The sequence below is a fragment of the Neorhizobium tomejilense genome, from assembly GCF_964254135.1.
In the GTDB taxonomy this organism is placed as follows: Bacteria; Pseudomonadota; Alphaproteobacteria; order Rhizobiales; family Rhizobiaceae; genus Neorhizobium; species Neorhizobium tomejilense.
In genome coordinates this window covers 1,834,735-1,854,590 of record NZ_CAXUSO020000002.1, presented here as the reverse complement: position 1 = coordinate 1,854,590, position 19,856 = coordinate 1,834,735, and the positions used below count along the sequence as shown (strand labels likewise).

Here is a 19,856-nt window from a genome sequence, read left to right as displayed (position 1 = left end):
GACGAACCAGGACAGCGCTATCAGGCGCAACCACGGCGGCAGAAGAAGCTTCCCCTGCCGCCAAGGATCAAGCCTCAGGCGTCGAGCCAGACGTATTCGGCAAAGGCGTAACCCATCATGCCGCCGAGCGGATTGGCTTCAAGGCCCTTCAATTTCCCCGAGATCGCATCCACATTCGAAATGTAGACCGGGATGACCGTACCGGCTTCCTCGGAAATCATCACCTGCATCTGGCCGTAGATTTCCTTGCGCTTGGCCTCGTCGAGAAGACCGCGCGCCTCGACGAGCATATTATCGAATTTCTCCGACTTGTACTGGCTTTCATTCCACGGTGCGTTGGAGGCATAGAGAAGCGAAAACAGGATGTCCGGCGTCGGCCGCGGGTTGATATTGCCGAAGTGAACCGGTGCCTTCAGCCAGTAATTCGACCAATAGCCATCGGAAGGAACGCGCTGAACGTCGAACTTCATGCCGATCTCGGAACCCGACTGCTGGAGGAGCGTCGCCATTTCAACCGCCGCGTTCGGCGCTTCCGACGTGATCATCGGGATGGACTGGCCGAGCAGGCCGGCCTTCTGGAAATGGAACTTGGCCTTGTCCGGATCGTAGGCTTTCGGTTTCAGTTCCGCATTATGATAGACGCTGGCCGGGGAGACCGGCTGGTCGTTTGCGATTTCGGCAAGGCCGCGCAACACGGATTTCTGAATCTGCTGCCGGTTGATCAGATACTTCATGCCGGCAGCGAAATCGGCCTTGTTGCCGGGGGCGAGATCGAGACGGATGTTGAGGTTGGTATAGTTGCCCGACGTGGTCTGCGACAGCACGAAGCCGGGCTGGCTTTCGACCAGCTTCATCGTGCGCGGCTTGATCGACGCCGCGAGATGGATATCTCCCGAAAGCAGGGCGTTGACCCGCGCGTTGTCGTCGCTGATGGCGAAGAACTCGAACGAATCCACGTTGGCGCCGCCAGCCTTGAAGTAGTTGGGGTTCTTGGTGAAGATCGATTTGACGCCCGGCTGGAAGGTCTCCATTTTGAACGCGCCGGTACCGATGCCCTTCGAAAAGTCGGTCGTCCCGTCCTGCACGATCATGAAATGGTGCTGCGACAGGATGGTCGGCAAGTCGGCATTCGGGCTGGCCAGGGTAATCTCGACCGTCAGCGAGTCGAGATCCTTGACGTCGGTGATCTGCTTGGCGATCGCATTGACCTTGGAGCCGACGGCAGGATCGAGATGCCGCTTCAGCGAGAAGACGACGTCTTTCGACGACAGCGACTTGCCGTCGTGGAAGGTGACGCCGGAGCGAAGCTTGACGGTCCAGACCTTGGCGTCTCCGCTCTTGATGCTTTCGGCGAGTTCCATCTGAACGCTGCCAGCCTTATCAAGGAAGGTCAGGCGATTGTAGATTGCGCAACAGCGGACGTAGTCGGTCGACAGCGACGCCTTGGCCGGGTCGAGTGTATCTGCGGTCGACGACGACCAACCGGCCGCCTTCAAATGCCCGCCCGACTTCGGGGTGGCAGCCGCCGCGCTGGAAGCGCGACCGAGGATCAGGCCACCTGCGGAAAGCGCAACGCCACCTGCCAACATCATCGTCAGCAGTTCGCGGCGGCTCGCGCCCCGGCGGATGGCGTTCTCGATCATAGCGTCGTCGGACGTCGTCCAGTTCGTGATCTTGTCGTTCATGTCATTCCCCTTTTCGCTGGTTGGCGGGCAACCCATCTTCCGTGGTTTCGGCCCGATGCTTGAAAATCGTGAATTCCGTCAGTTGCCGTGCGCGGTCCTCACGGCTTCGGCCAGTCCGGCCATGGACGTGAAATGATAGTCGGGTTCGGTGAACTGCGACGGTTCGATCGTGCCGCCGTAGCCAGGCTGCGCATGTCGACGCTGAATCCAGCAATTCGTCATGCCGAGATCGCGGGAAACGCCAATGTCGTGATACTGGCTCTGGGCGACATGCAGGATGTCGCTCTTGTCGCCCCCATCCTCGGCAACGAAGTCGAACACCTTGTGGAAGAAGGCCGGATCGGGCTTTTCCGTACCGGTGTCGTCGGCAGTAAATGCGGCATAAAATGGATTGCCCAGCGCCACCGCGAAATAGTCGAAAGCCCAGCGGCGCGCATTGGTCATGGCGATCAGGCGATAACGCCGGCCAAGCTGTGCCATCGCCGCGGCACTGTCGGGGAAAGCCTTCCAGATCTTGGCGGAATCCCGAAGACGAATGCCATAGGCCTCCTCGGCCGGCAGCCCGAGCTTCGGCGCAATCGCAAGATAGACGCGCACCAAGTCGTCGGGGAAAAGATCGGCGTCTCCGGAATACCGGGCGGCGCGATAGAGAGAAAGCGCCTCTTCGCTGTCGATGGCGACATTGGCTTCGGCGGCGATGCCCTGCAGGCAGGACGTCAGGCCGCCCTCGAAATCGATGAGCGTGCCGACCACGTCGAAGGTCATGTACATGAATTCCGGAAGAGCTTTCGTCAATTCCATATCCCCAGTTGATGCTGCTGGCGGAGCGCCGTCTGCGAAAGAATATGCTGTTCCCAACCTGGACCTTTTTCTATCAAAAATCCCGGATTTTAGGGGCTTCAAGGCCCTCGTTAGCGACAATAGTGACAGTTTGACGGAACCGTTTTCACCGAATCGACAGGGACGCTCGGCACAAAATTTCGAAAACGGGCTGCCGACGATATTTCGGCCGGCAGCACCGAGGCCGGGTCAACCCTTCACCGCGCGGCGGACATCGGGATCTTCCAGGGTCTGATCCAGTGTCTTTGCGGTGCGTTCGATAATCGCGTCGATATCCGCCTCCGTGCAGCAGAGCGGCGGGGCATATCCAATGACGCCGTTCGCAAAGGCCCGGATCACCAAGCCATTGTCCCAGGCGCGGTCGAATACTCGGCGGGCCGGCGCGGCTTCGGCCGGAAGCGGCGTTTTGGCGGCCTTGTCGGTCACCAGCTCGATGGCCGCCAGCATGCCGCGACCCCGGACATCGCCGACCAGCGGGTGGGACTTGAGGCTTTCGAGACCTGCCATAAGCCGCGCGCCGGCCTTGATGCCGTTTTCGAGCAGCCCGCCTTCGTAGAGCTTCAGCACTTCCAGACCCACGGCGGCGCTGACAGGGTGGGCCGAATAGGTGTAACCGTGCCCGACCGCCGAGGTACCGGCACCATCGGCGATTACCTGGTAGACATGATCCGCCATGAGCACGGCGCCCATCGGAACATAACCCGAGGTCAGGCCCTTGGCTGTCGTCATGAAATCCGGGACGATGTCATCCTCGCTGCAGGCAAACAGTGGTCCGGTGCGGCCGAAGCCGGTAATCACCTCGTCGGCGACGAACAAGATGCCGTATTCCTTGCAGAGGTTGCGGATCGCCTTCATCCAGCCCTTGGGCGGAACGATGACGCCGCCGGAGCCCTGGATCGGCTCTGCATAAAAGGCCGCCACGCGATCGGCGCCGACCGCCTCGATCTTCGCTTTCAGCGCAGCAAGCGAGGCTTCGATGATCGAGTTCGCGTCCTCGCCGACCGGATTACGATAGGGGTAAGGCGACGGGATTTTGTGCTGCCAGTCGAAGGGAATGCCGAAGCCCGCATGGAAGTTCGGCAGTGCCGTCAGGCCTGCGCCGACCGTGGAGGAACCGTGATAACCCTGCTCGATCGAAATGAACTGGTCGCGCTGTGGCTGACCCTTGGCAATCCAGTAATAACGGATGAAGCGGATCGTGCTGTCGACGGCATCCGAGCCGCCGAGCGTGAAGTAGACATGATCGAGATCGCCCGGCGCCCGGTCGGCAAGCTCGGCGGCAAGCCGGATGGCCGGCTCGGAACCGAGGCCGAAATAGGCGGTCGCATAGGGAAGCTCGCGCATCTGACGGGCCGCGGCCTCGACGATCGACTCATGTCCGTAACCGGCATTGACGCACCAGAGGCCGGCAAAGCCGTCGATCAGCTGGTGCCCTTGCGCGTCGGTGACGGTCGCGCCCTTGCCCGAGGCGAGCACCCGCACGCCCTGTTTTTCATGGCCGCGATAAGACGCGACAGGATGGACGAGATGGGCGCGATCGAGTTCGATGAGGGAATTGCTGAGCATGGTCGTCTCCGGATCAGCCGAGGGCTTGGTTGGCCAGGGCAAAGGTGGTGAATGTCGAGGTGGCGGGACGGGCAACGACCGGGCGTGCCATTGCGATGCCGCCGCCCGCATGGGTGAGCGAATGCTCGGCCAGCCAGGCGGCGAGGCCGGCATCGCCGGTATCGACCCTGAGGAAGACACCAGACCTGCGGCTCATGAAATGGCTGACGAGCGCCTTGGCATTCTCGAGATCCGTCGCGACGACGGGTCCGACGACCTCGCCGCGACCGAACGCCCTGATGCAGGCAAACCCTGCGATCTTGCCATTGCGGCGGATCACGGCGAACTCGCCGATTTCGGCAAGTTTTTCGATCAGCGCCGAACGGGTGGCGCCAAAGGCGTCGCGATCGATGGCGGTAATCTCGGAGAGATCGACAGCCGTGGCGGTCCCGGTGTCGGTGGGCGCCGGCACTTCGCCGACAGTGCCCTGATGCTGGAAAACGGCGCCGGTCTTCCGGAAACCCAGCTTTTCGTAAAGCGGCAGGCCGTCGGAGGTGGCAATCAGCCGAAGCGGGCGCTCGCCACCAAGTCCGAGGACAGCGTCCATCAGGCGGCGTCCGACGCCACGGCCACGCAGGTTGGCGCCGACGATCACCATGTTGATGGTGGCGCAGTCATCGCCGTAGGGGGTCATCAATGCCGTGCCGACCACTTCGCCGGTCTCGTCCAACGCGACCACGCCCTGGCTCAGATGCAGGGCGACCTGCCAGTCCTGCAGGCGGTGTGGCCAGCCGGCTTCGCGCGAAAGCTGGGTGGCGCGATCCAGGTGCTCGATCCCGAAAGGTATGGTTTCGATGTGTCCGACTTGCATCGACAATTCTCTCCATTTTGAGCTTCGAGTTTCGAGGGGAAGGGGCCGGACGATTATCCGAAGGCGGGGCCGGCGGCGGTATCTTTCGCCAAACCGGCGGCACGGGACCGCATCTTATGCCGCGGGTCCGCAATCAGGGTCGAAAAAAGCCTGGTCGTTGGCCGCCACGCCGGCCACGATCTGCAACCAAATGCCAAACCGGCGCCACGATACGAAACTTTCTGCTTCGGATTGGGGGAAATCAGTCGGCTCGGCTGCCCGAAGCGGCCGTATGATGATGTCGTCAACCGAAAGGCTCGATGGGCCATCACGCAAGGACCAAGCGCATGACTACCTTCCGCCCGAAATACATCACCTTCGACTGCTACGGCACGCTGACCAACTTCCAGATGGCCGAAGCTGCGCGTGACCTCTATGGTGATCGTCTCGACGAGCCGCGCATGGTGAAGTTCATCAAGAATTTCGCAGCCTACCGGTTGGACGAAATCCTGGGCGACTGGAAACCTTATGCAGACGTCGTCCACAACTCGCTGGAGCGCAGCTGCAAGGCGAACGGCGTCGCATTCAAGGATGAAGACGCCAGGATGGTCTATGAGCGCGTGCCGACATGGGGTCCCCATGCGGATGTTCCTGCCGGTCTTGCCAAGGTCGCCAGAGAAATCCCGCTCGTCATCCTCTCGAACGCGATGAACGACCAGATCCACTCAAACGTCGCAAAGCTCGGCGCGCCGTTCCACGCCGTCTATACGGCGGAACAGGCAAACGCCTACAAGCCGCGCTTTCAGGCATTCGAATACATGTTCGATATGCTCGGCTGCGGCCCGGAGGACATTCTTCATTGCTCCTCGTCCTTCCGTTACGACCTGATGTCGGCGCATGACCTCGGCATCAAGAACAAGGTCTGGGTCAACCGTGGTCACGAGCCGGCCAACCCTTTCTATGGCTATGTGGAAATCTCCGACATTTCCGGCCTGCCGGGCGTGGTCGGTCTCTAAGGAAGCCGAAACGATGAAATATGTCTCCTACTGGCATGACACGGCGCCCCGATTTACAGGCGCCGTCGAAGGGCCGATCGAAGGTCACTACGACGTTGCCGTGGTCGGCGGCGGCTTTACCGGGCTCGGCGCGGCGCGGCAGCTCGCCATGGCCGGTGCGAAGGTTATCGTGCTGGAGGCGGAGACGGTCGGTTTCGGAGCGTCCGGCCGTAACGGCGGCCACCTGAACAACGGCCTTGCCCACAGCTATCTTTCGGCCAAGCAGGAGCTCGGCAAGGAGCGGGCGATCGCGCTTTACAAGGCGCTCGACAGCTCGATCGACACCTTGGAAGCAATCATCGCCGAGGAAGGCATCGACTGCAACTTCCGCCGCGCCGGCAAACTGAAGCTTGCTTCCAAGCCGAAGCATTTCGAAGGGCTCGCCAGGAATTTCGAGGCGGTTCACGCGGAGGTCGATCCGGATACGGCATTGCTGTCGCCCGAAGACCTCGCCCAAGAGATCGGTTCACCTTTCCACGGCGCCATGCTGTCGAAGAAGAGCGCCATGATGCATATGGGACGCTACGTCGTCGGCCTCGCTGAGGCGGCAAAAAGGCGCGGTGCCATCATCGTTGAGAAGACGACGGTCACCAATGTTTCGAAATCGGGCGGTCGACATCTGCTGAAGACGGCCAAAGGCTCGGTCACCGCCGACAATGTCCTGATGGCAAGCGGCGCCTACACGACACCGAATTTCGGTTATTTCCGCCGGCGGATCATGGCTGTCGGCAGTTTCATCATCGCCACGCGGCCGCTTTCGGAGCAGGAAGTCTCCTCAACGATGCCGGGCAACCGCACCTGCGTCAACAGCATGAATATCGGCAACTACTGGCGCCTGTCGCCGGACAATCGGCTGATCTTCGGCGGCCGCGCTCGATTTTCGGCGACCTCCGATCAGCGTTCGGATGCCAGGAGCGGTGCAATCCTTCGCGATAGCCTGACCCGCATCTTTCCGCAGCTATCCCATGTGGAGATCGACTATTGCTGGGGCGGTCTGGTGGACATCACCAAGGATCGTTACCCGCGGGCGGGCTTCCATGATGGGTTATGGTACGCCATGGGTTATTCCGGCCACGGTGCGCAGCTGGCAACCCATCTCGGCATGACGGTCGCCGACGCCATCCTCGGCCGGCCTGACAGAAACCCCGTCAAGGGGCTCGACTGGCCGGCAGTTCCGGGTCATTTCGGCAAACCATGGTTCCTGCCGCTGGTCGGGCTTTATTACAAGATGCTCGACAAGGTCCAGTAACGGAACTCTTGCCATCGTCGAGAACAAAAAAGGTGGGGTTGCGATCGCAACCCCACCTTTTTTCGACAAGCGATGCGGGCGCGGAAATGGGCTCAGTTGAGTCCGCCGATATGGAAGGCCTTCACTTCCAGATATTCCTCGATCCCGAGCTGCGAACCCTCGCGCCCCAGGCCCGACTGCTTGACGCCGCCGAACGGGGCGACCTCGGTCGAGATCAGGCCGGTATTCAGCCCGACCATCCCGAATTCCAGAGCCTCGCCGACACGCCAAGCCCGCTTGAGGCTTTCCGTATAGAAATAGGCGGCGAGCCCGAAGGGCGTGCCGTTGGCAATGGCGATCGCTTCCTCCTCGGTCTCGAAACGGAAGAGCGGCGCGACCGGGCCAAACGTCTCTTCGCCGGCAAGCTGCATGTCGGTTGTGGCTCCGGTCAGCACGATCGGAGCCGTGTATTGGCCACCCGCCGGCAGATCGGCCTTGGCCGTGACGATCGTCGCGCCTTTGGCGAGCGCATCCTCGACATGGCGGTTGATCTTGGCGATTGCGGCATCGTTGATCATCGGGCCGATCGAAACGCCTGGCTCGGTTCCAGGGCCGACCTTCATGGCATTCACCCGGGCGGCGAGCTTCTCGGCGAAGCGATCGTAGACGCCCGCCTGCACGAGAATGCGGTTGGCGCAGACGCAGGTCTGGCCGCCATTGCGGAATTTCGAAATGATTGCCCCTTCGATGGCAAGGTCGATATCCGCATCGTCGAAGACGATGAAGGGAGCGTTGCCGCCCAGTTCGAGCGACAGCCGCTTGATGCTGTCGGCCGCGCCGCGCATCAGCAGCGAACCGACCGGCGTGGAGCCGGTAAACGAGATTTTCCGCACGGTCGTGTTGGCCATGATCTCGGTGCCGATTTCCTTCGGCATGCCGGTGACGATGTTGACGACGCCTGCCGGAATGCCGGCCATTTCCGCGAGAACCCCGAGCGCAAGTGCCGAATAAGGGGTGAATTCCGAAGGTTTCACCACGACGGTACAGCCGGCCGCGAGCGCCGGCGCGATCTTGCGGGTGATCATTGCGTTCGGAAAATTCCAGGGCGTGATGATGCCGCAGACGCCGACCGGCTCCTTCAGGACGATGATGCGGCGGTCAGGCGTCGGTGAGGGAATGGTCTGGCCGCCGATGCGGCGCGCCTCTTCCGCAAACCACTTGACGAAAGAGGCGCCGTAACGGATTTCACCGCGCGCCTCGTCGAGCGGTTTGCCCTGTTCGGTGGTCAGCATCAGCGCCAGATCTTCGAGATGTTCGATCATCAGGCCGTACCAGGTTTCAAGCAAGGCGGCGCGCTCTGCATGGGTACGCTTCTTCCAGGCCGGATAGGCCTTCTCGGCAGCCTCGATCGCCGCGCGTGTCTCGTCGCCTCCCATGTCGGGAACGGTGCCGATCACCTCTTGGCTCGCCGGATCGAAGACGTCGACGGTCTTGCCGGAGCGGGCGCCGACCCAGATGCCGCCGATCAAACCTTCTTGCCGAAACAGGGAGGGGAGCTTCAAATTCCGCATATGTCCAATCCTCGATACGATGTTTAAAGTGCGGCGAGCAGCGCCGCAGTGATGGTGTCCGTCCGGTCCCTGCCGGGAACCGTGCCGATGCCATTGGCCGTGACCGCTTCGATCGCCGTCATGACGGCGTTCGCCGCATCCTTTTCACCCAGATGATCAAGCATCATTGCGCCGGACCAGACCGTGGCGATCGGGTTGGCGATCCCGAGATGGGCGATGTCGGGCGCCGAGCCATGCACCGGTTCGAACATCGAAGGCGCATTGCGCTCCGGGTTGATATTGGCCGAGGCGGCAAAACCGAGGCCGCCCTGGATAGCCGCACCGAGATCGGTCAGGATATCGCCGAACAGGTTGGAAGCAACCACGACGTCGAGCGTTTCCGGGGCCATCACCATGCGCGCCGCCATGGCGTCGATGTGATAGCTGGTGACCTCGACGTCAGGATATTCCGCCGAAAGCTGCCGGGTGACGTCGTCCCAGAACACCATCGAATATTTCTGGGCGTTCGACTTGGTCACCGAGGCCAGCTTGCCGCGCCGCGACCGGGCCTGTTCGAAGGCAAAGCGCAGGATGCGCTCAACGCCCTTGCGGGTAAAGATCGACGTCTCGACGGCAACTTCATCGGCCGTGCCCTGATGGATACGCCCGCCTGCGCCCGAATATTCGCCCTCGGTGTTCTCGCGGATGCAGAGAATGTCGAAGGCGGTCGCCTTCAGCGGTCCTTCGACGCCGGCCAGCAGGCGGTGAGGGCGGATGTTGGCATATTGCACGAAACTCTTGCGGATTGGCAGTAGCAGGCCATGCAGCGACACCGAATCCGGCACTTCTGCCGGCCAGCCGACGGCGCCAAGCAGGATCGCGTCGAAGCTGCGCAACGTTTCGATCCCGTCTGCCGGCATCATTGCGCCGGTCTCCTTGTAGAAGGCGCAGGACCAGGGAAATTCCGTAGCCTCAAACGCAAAGCCGTGCGCTTTGGCCGCCTTCTGCAGCACCGACCATGCGGCCGCTGTCATGTCGCGGCCGATGCCGTCGCCGGGGATCAGGGCAATCCGGTATGATTTCATGTTCTTCGTCCTCAAAGACTGATCAAGACGCTCTTGCTCTTGCGATTGGCGTGGAAGGCTTCCCGGCCGAGATCCTTGCCGATGCCGGACTGCTTGTAGCCGCCGGTCGGCAGGATGTGGTCGCGCGAGCGGCCGTAGCGGTTGACCCAGACGGTGCCGGCCTGCAGCCGGCGGGTAAGGCGGATCGCCCGCGAAAGGTCGCTGGTAAACAGGCCGGCGGCAAGCCCGTAGCTCGGATGATCGGCAAGCATCATGGCTTCTTCCTCATCCTCGAACGTCTGCAGCGTCAGAACAGGCCCGAAGATCTCCTCGATCACCGCCGGCGACGTCTGGTCGACGCCGGTGATCAGGGTCGGAGAGTAGAAATATCCCGCCCCGTCCATGGGCCGCCCGCCCGTCAGGCATTCCGCCCCGGCTGCAACGGAGGCCGCGATGATGTCGTCGATGCGCCGGCGCTGCCTGTCGGAGATGATCGGCGAATACTGGCTCGCCGCATCCCAGGTCGGGCCGGGCACGATCCCCTGCATTTTCTTCAAGATCGCCTCGATCAGCGGCGCAGCGACGCTCTTTTCGACGATCAGGCGCGATCCGGCGACACATGCCTGGCCGGCATTGCTGGTGATGCTGGCGGTCACCGCGGCCGCTGCCCGGTCGATATCGGCATCCGCGAAGACCAGCTGCGGGCTCTTGCCGCCTAGTTCCAGCGTCATCGGCTTGATGCCGGTGCGGGCGATGTTTCCCATGATCGCCGCGCCGGCGCGGGTGGAACCTGTAAAGCTTACCTTGGCGATATCGGGATGGCCGGTGATGGCGTTGCCGGTGGTCATGCCGTCGCCGAGCACGATGTTGATCAATCCGGGCGGGATGCCGGCCAGCACGGCAAGCTCCGCCAGCCGGATGGTCGAAAACGGCGTCATCTCGGACGGCTTCAGCACGACGGCATTGCCGGCGGCAAGCGCGGGACCGAGTTTCCATACGGCCATGTTGATCGGGAAGTTCCAGGGCGTGATGGCGCCGACGACGCCATAGGGTTCCGTCATGATCATGCCGAGATTGCCGTCGTCGGTCGGCACCAGGTCGCTGCCTTCCTTGTCGGCGAATTCGGCGAAGAAGCGGATCTGCTCGGCCGACACGGCGATGTCACCCTCGACCAGGTGGCCGACCGGGCGGGTGGAAGAGACGGCTTCCAGCCTTGCAAGCGCCACGGCGTCCTGTTCGATGAGATCGGCCCAGCGATGCAGCACCTTCACACGCTCGCGCGGGCGGATGCCGCCCCAATTGCTTTGCTTCAGAGCCGCCTTCGCCGTCTGCACCGCCTGGTCGACAAGATCCGCATCGGCGACGGGGCACTCGGCATAAGCCTTGCCGTCGGACGGCCGGTGCATTGCAATGACGCCTTCGGCCGCCACGAGGCGATCGCCGATGAAATGTCCCATCGGCAGGGCCAGGCTGTCGGGATCGAAACTCAGGCTCATCGGCTTATCTCCGGTCACTGGACGGCATATTACCGGATCGGTGGAACCGCTTGATCCGGTAGAGCGAAGGGCCGCAGCGGAAAAATCCGTTTTGGCGGTCAATCACGGCGTATTCTGCGGAGCGGCCCGGAAGCGGTTGCCGCGCCGCGGCCGCACCTATCAAGGAGTGACGGTGACGTAGACCTTGCGGACGGTCTCGATGGTCTTCCAGGTGCCGACGAAACCCGGCTTCATGACGAAACTGTCGCCCGCCTTGTAGACAACGGGCTGGCCGCCTTCGGGGGTGAGTTCGACGACGCCCGACAGGATGTGGCAGAATTCGAAGGTCTTGCCCTTGATCGAATGTGTGACGCCGGGCGTCGCTTCCCAGACGCCGGTATGTACCAGTTCGCCATGGGCGTCGTCCTGCGCCCAGGTCTTGAACTGTGGATCGCCGGAGATCAGCCGGTCCGGTGCGGGAACGTTTTCGCGCGGTGCAAAGGACGGGTGAGGTTCGATGGTTTTGAGAAACGACATGGTATTCCTTTCGAGGTTGAAGGTTCAGTAACCGCGCTGCCGATCGATCAAGCCGACCGGGTCGAGCCCGGCGCGAAGCCGCTTGATATTGTCGATGACGGCGCGCGCGGCGGTATGCGGCTGGGTGATGCTGGCAATATGCGGGGTCAGCAGGATGCGTGGGTGATGCCAGATGGGATGGCCGGGCGGCAGGGGTTCCGGATCGGTGACGTCGATCACGGCGCCGGATAGGTGCCCGCTGTCGAGTGCCGCGAGAAGCGCGTCCTGGTCGAGCTGGGGACCACGCCCGACATGAACCAGTCCAGCGCCCGCCGGCAACCTGGCGAAAAGCTCCGCGTCGAGAAAACCGCGGGTCTCGTCGGTCAGCGGCAGGAGGCAGATCAGCACATCGGTCTCGGCAACCATGGTCTTCAGACCATCCTCGCCGGAGAAACACCTGACCCCTTCAATCTCTCGCGCGGACCTACTCCAGCCGGACAACGGAAAGCCGAAGGGTTTCAGCCGCTCAAGCACGGCCTGGCCGAGATTGCCAAGCCCCAGGACGCCGATACGGCGCTCTCCGGCCTGAGCCTGCGGCAGGACCTTCCAGACCTCCGCCTGCTGCTGCGCCAGATAGGCCGCCAGGTTGCGGTGGAGCGACAGGACGCCGAGGACCACATATTCCTGCATCATCCGCACGATGCCTTCCTCGACCATGCGCACGATCTTCACGTTGTCAGGCACGCTGGCGGCGCGGAACTGGTCGATACCGGCGCCGGTCGAAAACAGCACTTCGAGATTGCGGTAACACGCCAGATTTTCCGGCACCGTCCAGGTCATGAGATAGCGCACCCGTTCGGGATCCACCGTCGCCGGATCCATGGAGAATGGCAGGTCCGGGATTTCCCGAGCAAAGGCGTCCTGGAAAATCCGGCCGCGGGCCGCATCGGAATTGAAGAGGAATGTCATGGTCGCGATACGTTCCTGCTCATTGGAGTTCTGCACGGCAATGCCGGCCAAGCGCCTCAATCATCGCCTGGCAGTCGTCGAGTTCGCTCGCCAGAATGAATTCATTGGGTTTATGGGCGCGGGCAATGTCGCCAGGCCCGCAGATGATCGCATCGATGCCGGCGCGCTGGTAGAGACCTGCCTCCGTCCCGTAGCTGACAGCCGCCAGCGGCTCGATCTCCGTCAGATCTTGCAGAAGACCGGCGAGGGGAGAGGTTGGCGCCAGGAGCAGCGCCGGGTAGGTGCTGAGAACCTGCCAGTCGACATCGAAGCCCTTCATGGCCAAGGCTTCGGCAACCGCCCGCACCGGGGCAAGCAGTGCTTCGGGATCGACCGAAGAGATGGCGCGTGCTTCCAGTTCAAGGCTGCAGATTTCGGGAATGATGTTGACCGCCTGACCGCCACGGATCGTGCCGATCGACAGAGAGGAATAGGGTGGCTCGAATTCTGCCTCGAACGGTCCGCGGGAAAGATCGACGGCGGCGGCAACCGCTGCCTGCTGCACGTCCGTCATGGCATGGATCGCGTTGAGGCCGAGATCCGGCCGGGAGGAGTGGCCCGAGCGGCCCTTGAGCGTCACCCGGGCTGCCGCCTTTCCCTTGTGGGCCAGAATGGCGCGCATTCCGCTCGGCTCCCCGATGATAGCGCCCAGCGGCGGGGCACACAGGTCCCGCAACCGGGCAAGAAGATGCGGCACGCCCCGGCAACCGGCTTCCTCGTCGTAGGAAAAGGCAAGGTGGACCGGGCGGGAAAGCGGACTTGCGAGAAGCGCGGGCACGGCTGCCAGAGCGGCCGACAAAAAACCCTTCATATCGCTTGTTCCGCGTCCGTAGAGCCGGCCTTTCTCGTTCCTCAACGAAAAGGGATCGCTGCCCCAGCCGGCCTCGGTGGCCGGGACCACGTCCATATGGCCGGACAGGATGTAGCCCGGCTGGCCGGCAGGACCGATCGTGGCAAAAAGATTGGCCCGGTCACCTTCAGGCCCCGGCAGGATATGCGCGACGATCCCGAAGGATTTGAGATAGTCCGCAATCCATTCGACGATATTGCCGTTGGGCGTGCCGACGACCGAGGGAAAGCCGACCAGCTTCTCCAGGATGTCCAAAGCGCGCATCGACTGTTCCCGCCTCTCAAAGCCATGACCTCGTGGCCGCCACACCTTGCTTTTGCAAAGCATGCGAACCAATCCTGGCAGGCAAGGTTAGAGGCAGAAGAAACCAATGGCTGCCGAAAGTGGACGCGATACGGTCAAATCTTGTGTTCGGTTTCGCTTCAGCAGTGAAATGTTTCGCGGGATCTCGACTAACGTGACTGCGGGGATATCCGAGCGGTTCGCCCAAGGAGATATACGTCTCGGCTGGATAATGATGGATAGTGAATTACCAGGAACTTTGAATGTCGATAATTTCGAGATGCGCTTTGCGGATATCTCGAGTGTCGAAATCTCCAAGCTGCAGGCTTTGTCGATCTCGGTGGGCTGGCCCCACCGGGCAGCCGACTGGCAGCATCTGCTCGACATCGGGAAAGGATATGTCGCGCTTGACGAGATCGGCCGCGTGGGAGCCTCGGGCATGTGGTTTCCTCATGGCGACGGCTTCGCCACGTTCGGGATGCTGATTACCTCCCCGAGGCTGCAGACCAACGGCGCTGCCAGGTGGCTGATGAAACGGATCATGACGGACTGTGGCCGCAACCGCATTCGTCTCAACTCGACGCAGGAAGCCCAGCGGCTTTATGCTTCGCTGGGGTTCAAGCCGAAGCAGACGGTTTATCAGTATCAGGGTACAGCGACCACGCCGATGGCGCTTCCTCCTCCGGAGAAGGGGCTTTTTTTGAGGCGGCTGGATCGCGGCGATCTGGACACGGTCATCGCCCTCGACGCTCCTGCCTTCGGCGCTGATCGACGCCTGCATCTCCTGCGATTGTTCGAGAGTTCGATCTGCTACGGTCTTTACCAGGGCGAGCGGTTGCGCGCCTTTTCGATGCGCCGGCGCTTTGGGCGGGGACATGTGATCGGGCCGGTGGTCGCCGGCAACGACGAGGACGCCATCACGGTGACCCACCCGCATATTGCCGCCCATGCCGACGGGTTCCTGCGTGTAGATACACATTTCGATAGCGGCCCGTTTGCCACGCTCATCCAGCAGTGCGGGCTCAGCATCTACGCCACCCTGACGACGATGGTGACCGAGGAGGCAGCCAGCTACGGCGCCGGACAAAATGGCAATGCGAAGGTTTATGCCCTGGCTTCGCATTCCCTGGGATGAGCCTTCGTCTGTCGCGCATCCTGGCTTTGACCTCAATCGAGAAATAGAGCTAACATCCGGGACAGCGGCGGCGGCCTGTCGGCTGGGGAACGCCCTGTGAACGGAGATGCAGATGAGGCGCGCGCTTTTCCTCCTGAAATTCACGACCATGATGATCGGGACGGTTTGTCCGGCATCCGGCGTCTTTGCAGGTGCTCAGCCGGTTCTTTGGAGCGCCCTGCGGCCTGCGGAGCAATCGAGGTTGGATGCTGCCCTGCCGGGCATGGCGTCCAGCCGGCCTCAAGGGGAAACGCTTGCCTGGCGTGACGAAGCCCGTGCGGTGGAGCTGACCGGGTTCATCCTGCCGGTCGATCAGGACGGCGAGAACGTCTACGAGTTCATGCTGGTCCCCTGGGCGGGAGCCTGCAGCCACAGTGCTGCGCCGCCGCCAAACCAGCTGGTGCATGTGGTCGCTGCCGAGCCTTTCCATCTTTCGCGTGTCTATGAAGTCGTCACCGTGACAGGAAATCTGCGGCCCGGTTTGGACAAGGCCCAGCTCTTCATCATGGACGGGGTCCGCGTCCTCGACTACGGCTACAGCATGAGCCAGGCCCAGGTGGCAAAGGCGACCGGCTTGGTGGACCCGGACCTGAAGACCATCTCGCCACTCGGGGTTCTTGCACGATAAGCGAACCGCCACAGCCAACGGCGGCAGGGTCCTCCATTCTCCCGAATGGATGTGAAAGCCGGGCCTTCGACGAGCGTCACGCTCGGCCGTCATCGAAAAAACCGTTAAGCAAGACGGTGACCAGGGCGATCGCGGCGCCTGGCCAGATCATCAGCATTGGGTGGTCGAAAATGAACATGCGGTATTCAAACAGCATCGATCCCCAATCCGGTTTCGACGGATCGGCGCCGAGACCGATGAAGGCGAGCGAGGCATAGGCGACTGCCGCAAGTCCCGCCTGGTTGCCGACATAGGCGAACATCAGGGGCAGGGTGTTGGGCAGTAGATGCCGGGCGATCATCCGCAAGGGTGCAACGCCCAGGCTCCTCGCCGCCAGGATGAACGGCTGGCCAAGCACCCGCCGGCTCAGCGAATGCGCAAGCAGCGCATGCGGACCGATGCCGGCCAGACCCAGCGCCAGTCCGGCGCTGAGCGGCGAAAGGCCAAAAACCGCCGCTGCCGTCAGTGCGACGATGAGCGTCGGCACCATGACGAAGAACTCGCAGAAGCGCAGGATCACCGTTTCGCGCCAGCCGCCAAGGACGGCGGCGGCGGTGCCCAGCAGGGTGCCAGAGAAAAAACCGATGGCACCGACCGAGAGGACGACGCAGGCCGTCCGCCATCCGCCGGCCATGATGCGCGACAGAAGGTCGCGACCGAGATGATCGGTACCGAGCAGGTGGCTGGCGGTCATGCCGGAATGACGGGCAAGCATGTCCACCGCATCGGGGTCATGTGGCTGCCAAAAACCGCCGACGCAGAGAAAACCGGCGAGCGCCGCGAGCATGATCAGCCGGGGCATCAGGCGAGACGCGGATCGAGAAGGCGCATGGCGAGATTGGCGCCGGCATTCATCACAAGCATCCAGATGGCGATGACCATGACATAGGCCTGCAGCACCATCTGGTCGCGCGCCGCGATGCTCTGCACCAGGAACTGGCTGATGCCGGCAAGGCCGAAGAGGATTTCCATGGTCGCGGTGCTGCCGATCACCCAGCCGGCTTCGGAACGGACTGCCGACAGGAGGGCATAGAGCGCGCTGCGGTGGCTATGCCGCCAGAGAGCCTGCTTTTCCGACAGGCCCTTGGCAAGCGCCGTGCGGAAATGCGGCTGGCCGGCGGTCTCCTTCAGGTCGCGCCGATAGACGCGGGAGAGAACGGCAACCGAATGCAGCGCGATCAGCAGGACCGGCAGGACGATCGTGGTCCAATCATTGGCGAAGGGTCTGAGCCAGCGCAGCTGCACGCCGAGCACCCAGAGAAGAACAAGGCCAAGCCAGAAGGCCGGCACCGCCTGGACGAAGATCGACAGAGCCCGGCTCATCCGATCGGCAGTGCCCCCGGGATAGGCCGCCGCGAAAAACCCGAGCGGAACCGCCAGCACGATCGCCAGCGCCAGGCCGGCGAGACCGAGCGACAGCGAAACCGGCAACCGCTCGGCAAACTCGGCAAGCACCGGCTCTCCGGTCCGGAAGGAGCGGCCCCAGTCGCCGCTGAGGAAATCCGCCAGCCAATGCAGATACCTGACCGGCAGCGGCTGATCGAGCCCCCACTGCGCCCTCAACGCGGCGACGGTTTCCTCCGTCGCCGGCAGGTTCCAGACACGAATGGCGATCGCGACCGGATCGGCCGGCATCAAGGTGATGACCGAGAAAGAGGCGAGCGAAACCGCCAGCAACCCCGTTATCGATTGTATGCCGAACCGGGCCAGTCGCATCACGTGGCCTACTCCGCCTCGCCGATATCGGCGCGCAGGACGTGGTAGTCGGATCCCCACGGCTCGTAGTTCTTCAGCCGCTTCGACAGGCCGACATACCAGACGGGCGATACCAGGAAGGAGACGGGCGCATCGGCGAAGAGTTTCTGCTGGGCATCCAGCGCGATCGCCACCCGCTTTGCCGGATCACCCTCGGTCGCAAACCGGTCGAGGATCGCGTCGAAATCCGGCGAGGCATATTTCGCATAGTTCAGCGAAGCGCCGCTTCTCAGCATCGAGTTCAGGAAAAAGGCGGCGTCGCCGCTCGGGGCCGTGTGCTGCGCCCAGAGCGCGATGTCAAAGTCGCCGGCCGAAGCTACCTGCTGGATGTTCTCCACCACCTGCGTATCGACCCCGATGCCGATCTTGGCGAGTTCCGCCTTGACCACCGGCAGCATGGTGACGAGATCCGGGCGCTGCGGATAGGTGATGACCAGCAGGCGCAGCGGCGTGCCGCCCCTTTCGCGCATGCCGCCGCTGCCTCTTGCCCAGCCGGCTTCGTCGAGCAGCGCGCCAGCCCTGGCAAGATCGGTGGGGCGTGCCTCCCGGCCGGCAAAGGGGAAATAGGCGGCGTAGGCACCGGTCGCCGGTTCGCCGCCGTTGATCGCGGCTGCAAGCTCCTTGCGGTCGAAGGCCAGATCGATCGCCCGGCGCACCTTCACGTCAGCCATCAGCGGCCGGGCGGTATTGAAGAAAGCGAGATACTGGTACCCGACCGGGAACGACTTGATCGTCAGGTCCGGGTTGGTCTTGAGCCGGGTAACGACCTCCGACGGCAAGCCGAAAGCCATGTCGAGTTCGCCTGCTTCGAGCGCCAGCGTCAGGGTCTGGGCATCACCGAACTTGCGGAAATTGACCGGCGAACGCTGGTCGGCGCCAGCGAAATGCACGTTGGGCTCCAGCGTGATCGAGGCATCCGTCTTGAAGGCGGAGATCCGGTAAGGACCGCTGAAGACGGCATTGCCGGCCTCGGTGGGTTTGTAGGCAATCAGCGGCCATTCGGCGAAGAGTGCCTGAATGAACGGCACCGGCTTTTCGGTCGTCACCTTCAGCGTCAGGTCGTCGACCGCCTCGAAGCTCAGCTTGCCGCCGGTCGCGAGCGCCGCCTTGTTATTGGCGAACGTGGTATCGAAACCGGCTGCCAGTGCCCTGGCGGTGACGGGCGTGCCATCGGAGAACAGGCGGCCGGGTTTCAGGGTCACGGTCCAGGTCAGGTCTGCGACGCGCTCGGCCTTCGCGGCCAGCTCCGGCACGAGCTTGCCGTCCCGATCGACGGTGAAGAGGTTCTCGCCGACGCCATGGCTGACCAGCGCCCAGCCGTTCGACCCCTTGGCCGGGTCCGTGCCGCTGGTGATGTAGGTGGCTCCGACGCGAAGCGGCTCGCCTGCGAAGACAGTGCCTGCGGCGGCAAAGGTGGCGGCGGTGAACCAGGCGGCGGCCAAGCGCGATAGCGTCTGTGACGTCAATTCTCTCTCCTGTTGTTCTGTTCGGATGGGGTGCGAAGCCGCTGCTTGCGGCCCGTTGGGTGATAGGCGAAGTTCTCGACGATCCGGCCGCCAAGCAGGTGCTCGCCGACGATCCGGTCGATCGCATCTTCGGTGACGCCGCCGTAATAGGTGCCTTCCGGAAACACCTGCAGCACGGGCGCCAGACTGCAGGGACCGAGACAGGTGGATTTTGCGGTCATCGTGCCGTCGCCGGCAGCGCGCAATTTCTGCCGCTCCTGCTGGTTGCGCAGATGTCCCCAGATCACATCGGCTCCGGCCGCGTTGCAGGGGCCGCCCTGGCAGACGAGTGCGCGGCGTTTCTGGGCTGGCACGAGTGAACCTTCGATGACGGGTGGGTTTTCGGTTTTCGGGACATCCAGCTCCTCGGCCGTCTCCAGCAGCTCGCCGAGAAGCTGCGCCATCAGCGTGCTGGAGGCGATATCCCTGGCGATGGACAAGGCCGGCCAGGGGCGGCTGTCGGCGGCCTTCCAGCGTGTCAGCGATTTCGTCAGCCAGATATGAAAGCTCGGCTCCATGGGCAGGACGAGCGGCACGATGATGACGGTTTCGACATCCTCGTCGAGCAGATTGGACAGCGCTTGGCGCAGCGAGGGGGTTCCCTGCTCGGTAAAGGCGAACCGGACGATTCCGGCCCCGGTCATGCCGGCCGCAAGCTCCGCGAGCCGCTGCATTTCCAGATGCGGCGACGCCGCAAAGGCGGATTTGGCGATCAGGAGGACGGCGCGCCCGGATACGTTCTGGGAAGATAATCCCTGTGTTTTCACTGCCTTCGTCTCACTCAAGGAGGAGGCAGCAAAAATGAAG

The 19,856-nt window shown here is 62.8% G+C and carries 18 protein-coding genes; 4 read left to right on the top strand and 14 right to left on the bottom strand.

Going from position 1 to position 19,856, the window contains the following annotated elements; translation table 11 throughout:
• Positions 1-74: 74 nt before the first annotated feature.
• From ACSQ3G_RS31540 to ACSQ3G_RS31525, 4 genes are all read right to left on the bottom strand, one after another.
• Positions 75-1,685 carry an ABC transporter substrate-binding protein gene (locus tag ACSQ3G_RS31540; protein ID WP_436113147.1) on the bottom strand — a complete coding sequence of 537 codons (1,611 nt, stop codon included), beginning with the start codon at positions 1,683-1,685 and terminating at the stop codon, positions 75-77.
• A 78-nt stretch (positions 1,686-1,763) separates the two neighbouring features.
• Positions 1,764-2,480 (bottom strand): HAD-IA family hydrolase, encoded by a 717-nt coding sequence (locus ACSQ3G_RS31535; protein ID WP_436113146.1) that lies wholly within the window; start codon positions 2,478-2,480, stop codon positions 1,764-1,766.
• A gap of 234 nt (positions 2,481-2,714) precedes the next feature.
• Positions 2,715-4,091 carry an aspartate aminotransferase family protein gene (locus tag ACSQ3G_RS31530; RefSeq protein ID WP_436113145.1) on the bottom strand — a complete coding sequence of 459 codons (1,377 nt, stop codon included), beginning with the start codon at positions 4,089-4,091 and terminating at the stop codon, positions 2,715-2,717.
• A 13-nt stretch (positions 4,092-4,104) separates the two neighbouring features.
• A complete protein-coding gene (locus ACSQ3G_RS31525) occupies positions 4,105-4,941 on the bottom strand; it encodes a GNAT family N-acetyltransferase (protein WP_436113144.1) in 837 nt (278 codons plus the stop codon).
• Positions 4,942-5,267: 326 nt separating this feature from the next.
• On the opposite strand from ACSQ3G_RS31525, the gene ACSQ3G_RS31520 reads away from it, so the two are divergent.
• Positions 5,268-5,936, top strand: a complete 669-nt coding sequence (locus tag ACSQ3G_RS31520; RefSeq protein ID WP_046636055.1) for a haloacid dehalogenase type II — start codon at positions 5,268-5,270, stop codon at positions 5,934-5,936.
• Positions 5,937-5,949: 13 nt separating this feature from the next.
• Positions 5,950-7,224, top strand: coding sequence for an NAD(P)/FAD-dependent oxidoreductase (locus tag ACSQ3G_RS31515; RefSeq protein WP_436113143.1), 1,275 nt, complete (start codon positions 5,950-5,952; stop codon positions 7,222-7,224).
• A gap of 92 nt (positions 7,225-7,316) precedes the next feature.
• Here the strand turns inward: ACSQ3G_RS31515 and ACSQ3G_RS31510 are convergent, their stop codons facing one another.
• From ACSQ3G_RS31510 to argE, 6 genes are all read right to left on the bottom strand, one after another.
• Positions 7,317-8,774, bottom strand: a complete 1,458-nt coding sequence (locus ACSQ3G_RS31510) for an NAD-dependent succinate-semialdehyde dehydrogenase (RefSeq protein WP_436113142.1) — start codon at positions 8,772-8,774, stop codon at positions 7,317-7,319.
• A gap of 23 nt (positions 8,775-8,797) precedes the next feature.
• The gene (locus ACSQ3G_RS31505) at positions 8,798-9,838 is read right to left on the bottom strand and encodes a tartrate dehydrogenase (protein ID WP_436113141.1); all 1,041 of its coding nucleotides are present in this window, start codon (positions 9,836-9,838) and stop codon (positions 8,798-8,800) included.
• A gap of 11 nt (positions 9,839-9,849) precedes the next feature.
• Positions 9,850-11,313 (bottom strand): aldehyde dehydrogenase family protein, encoded by a 1,464-nt coding sequence (locus ACSQ3G_RS31500; RefSeq protein WP_436113140.1) that lies wholly within the window; start codon positions 11,311-11,313, stop codon positions 9,850-9,852.
• A 159-nt stretch (positions 11,314-11,472) separates the two neighbouring features.
• Positions 11,473-11,829 carry a cupin domain-containing protein gene (locus ACSQ3G_RS31495; protein WP_436113139.1) on the bottom strand — a complete coding sequence of 119 codons (357 nt, stop codon included), beginning with the start codon at positions 11,827-11,829 and terminating at the stop codon, positions 11,473-11,475.
• Between the two features lie 24 nt (positions 11,830-11,853).
• Positions 11,854-12,777: a 2-hydroxyacid dehydrogenase gene (locus ACSQ3G_RS31490; RefSeq protein WP_436113249.1), complete on the bottom strand. Its 924-nt coding sequence runs from the start codon at positions 12,775-12,777 to the stop codon at positions 11,854-11,856.
• 19 nt (positions 12,778-12,796) lie between these two features.
• On the bottom strand, positions 12,797-13,930 hold the full coding sequence (gene argE / locus ACSQ3G_RS31485) for an acetylornithine deacetylase (protein WP_436113138.1): 1,134 nt from the start codon (positions 13,928-13,930) through the stop codon (positions 12,797-12,799).
• Between the two features lie 106 nt (positions 13,931-14,036).
• On the opposite strand from argE, the gene ACSQ3G_RS31480 reads away from it, so the two are divergent.
• Positions 14,037-15,083: a GNAT family N-acetyltransferase gene (locus ACSQ3G_RS31480; protein WP_436113137.1), complete on the top strand. Its 1,047-nt coding sequence runs from the start codon at positions 14,037-14,039 to the stop codon at positions 15,081-15,083.
• A gap of 112 nt (positions 15,084-15,195) precedes the next feature.
• Complete coding sequence (locus tag ACSQ3G_RS31475; RefSeq protein ID WP_436113136.1) at positions 15,196-15,750, top strand: DUF3299 domain-containing protein; 555 nt, start codon at positions 15,196-15,198, stop codon at positions 15,748-15,750.
• A gap of 76 nt (positions 15,751-15,826) precedes the next feature.
• Here ACSQ3G_RS31475 and ACSQ3G_RS31470 read toward each other — a convergent pair whose 3' ends face one another.
• The 4 genes from ACSQ3G_RS31470 to ACSQ3G_RS31455 are packed head-to-tail and all read right to left on the bottom strand — an operon-like array spanning position 15,827 to position 19,816.
• Entirely contained in the window at positions 15,827-16,591 is a 765-nt protein-coding gene (locus tag ACSQ3G_RS31470; RefSeq protein ID WP_436113135.1) for an ABC transporter permease, read from the bottom strand.
• Positions 16,591-17,505 carry an ABC transporter permease gene (locus ACSQ3G_RS31465; protein ID WP_436113248.1) on the bottom strand — a complete coding sequence of 305 codons (915 nt, stop codon included), beginning with the start codon at positions 17,503-17,505 and terminating at the stop codon, positions 16,591-16,593. The genes ACSQ3G_RS31470 and ACSQ3G_RS31465 overlap by 1 nt, the downstream gene beginning before the upstream one ends.
• Positions 17,506-17,513: 8 nt before the next feature.
• Positions 17,514-19,010, bottom strand: coding sequence for an ABC transporter substrate-binding protein (locus tag ACSQ3G_RS31460; RefSeq protein ID WP_436113134.1), 1,497 nt, complete (start codon positions 19,008-19,010; stop codon positions 17,514-17,516).
• Positions 19,007-19,816 carry a (2Fe-2S) ferredoxin domain-containing protein gene (locus ACSQ3G_RS31455; protein ID WP_436113133.1) on the bottom strand — a complete coding sequence of 270 codons (810 nt, stop codon included), beginning with the start codon at positions 19,814-19,816 and terminating at the stop codon, positions 19,007-19,009. The genes ACSQ3G_RS31460 and ACSQ3G_RS31455 overlap by 4 nt, the downstream gene beginning before the upstream one ends.
• Positions 19,817-19,856 lie beyond the last annotated feature (40 nt).

Bases quoted from the DNA above. Each gene is read 5' to 3' on its own strand.
- ACSQ3G_RS31515 (WP_436113143.1), top strand. From the start codon at position 5,950: ATGAAATATGTCTCCTACTGGCATGACACGGCGCCCCGATTTACAGGC.
- ACSQ3G_RS31470 (WP_436113135.1), bottom strand. From the start codon at position 16,591: ATGCCCCGGCTGATCATGCTCGCGGCGCTCGCCGGTTTTCTCTGCGTC.
- argE (WP_436113138.1), bottom strand. From the start codon at position 13,930: ATGCGCGCTTTGGACATCCTGGAGAAGCTGGTCGGCTTTCCCTCGGTC.
- ACSQ3G_RS31465 (WP_436113248.1), bottom strand. From the start codon at position 17,505: ATGCGACTGGCCCGGTTCGGCATACAATCGATAACGGGGTTGCTGGCG.
- ACSQ3G_RS31505 (WP_436113141.1), bottom strand. From the start codon at position 9,838: ATGAAATCATACCGGATTGCCCTGATCCCCGGCGACGGCATCGGCCGC.
- ACSQ3G_RS31530 (WP_436113145.1), bottom strand. From the start codon at position 4,091: ATGCTCAGCAATTCCCTCATCGAACTCGATCGCGCCCATCTCGTCCAT.
- ACSQ3G_RS31480 (WP_436113137.1), top strand. From the start codon at position 14,037: ATGGCTGCCGAAAGTGGACGCGATACGGTCAAATCTTGTGTTCGGTTT.
- ACSQ3G_RS31500 (WP_436113140.1), bottom strand. From the start codon at position 11,313: ATGAGCCTGAGTTTCGATCCCGACAGCCTGGCCCTGCCGATGGGACAT.
- ACSQ3G_RS31510 (WP_436113142.1), bottom strand. From the start codon at position 8,774: ATGCGGAATTTGAAGCTCCCCTCCCTGTTTCGGCAAGAAGGTTTGATC.
- ACSQ3G_RS31475 (WP_436113136.1), top strand. From the start codon at position 15,196: ATGAGGCGCGCGCTTTTCCTCCTGAAATTCACGACCATGATGATCGGG.
- ACSQ3G_RS31540 (WP_436113147.1), bottom strand. From the start codon at position 1,685: ATGAACGACAAGATCACGAACTGGACGACGTCCGACGACGCTATGATC.
- ACSQ3G_RS31525 (WP_436113144.1), bottom strand. From the start codon at position 4,941: ATGCAAGTCGGACACATCGAAACCATACCTTTCGGGATCGAGCACCTG.
- ACSQ3G_RS31520 (WP_046636055.1), top strand. From the start codon at position 5,268: ATGACTACCTTCCGCCCGAAATACATCACCTTCGACTGCTACGGCACG.
- ACSQ3G_RS31495 (WP_436113139.1), bottom strand. From the start codon at position 11,829: ATGTCGTTTCTCAAAACCATCGAACCTCACCCGTCCTTTGCACCGCGC.
- ACSQ3G_RS31490 (WP_436113249.1), bottom strand. From the start codon at position 12,777: ATGACATTCCTCTTCAATTCCGATGCGGCCCGCGGCCGGATTTTCCAG.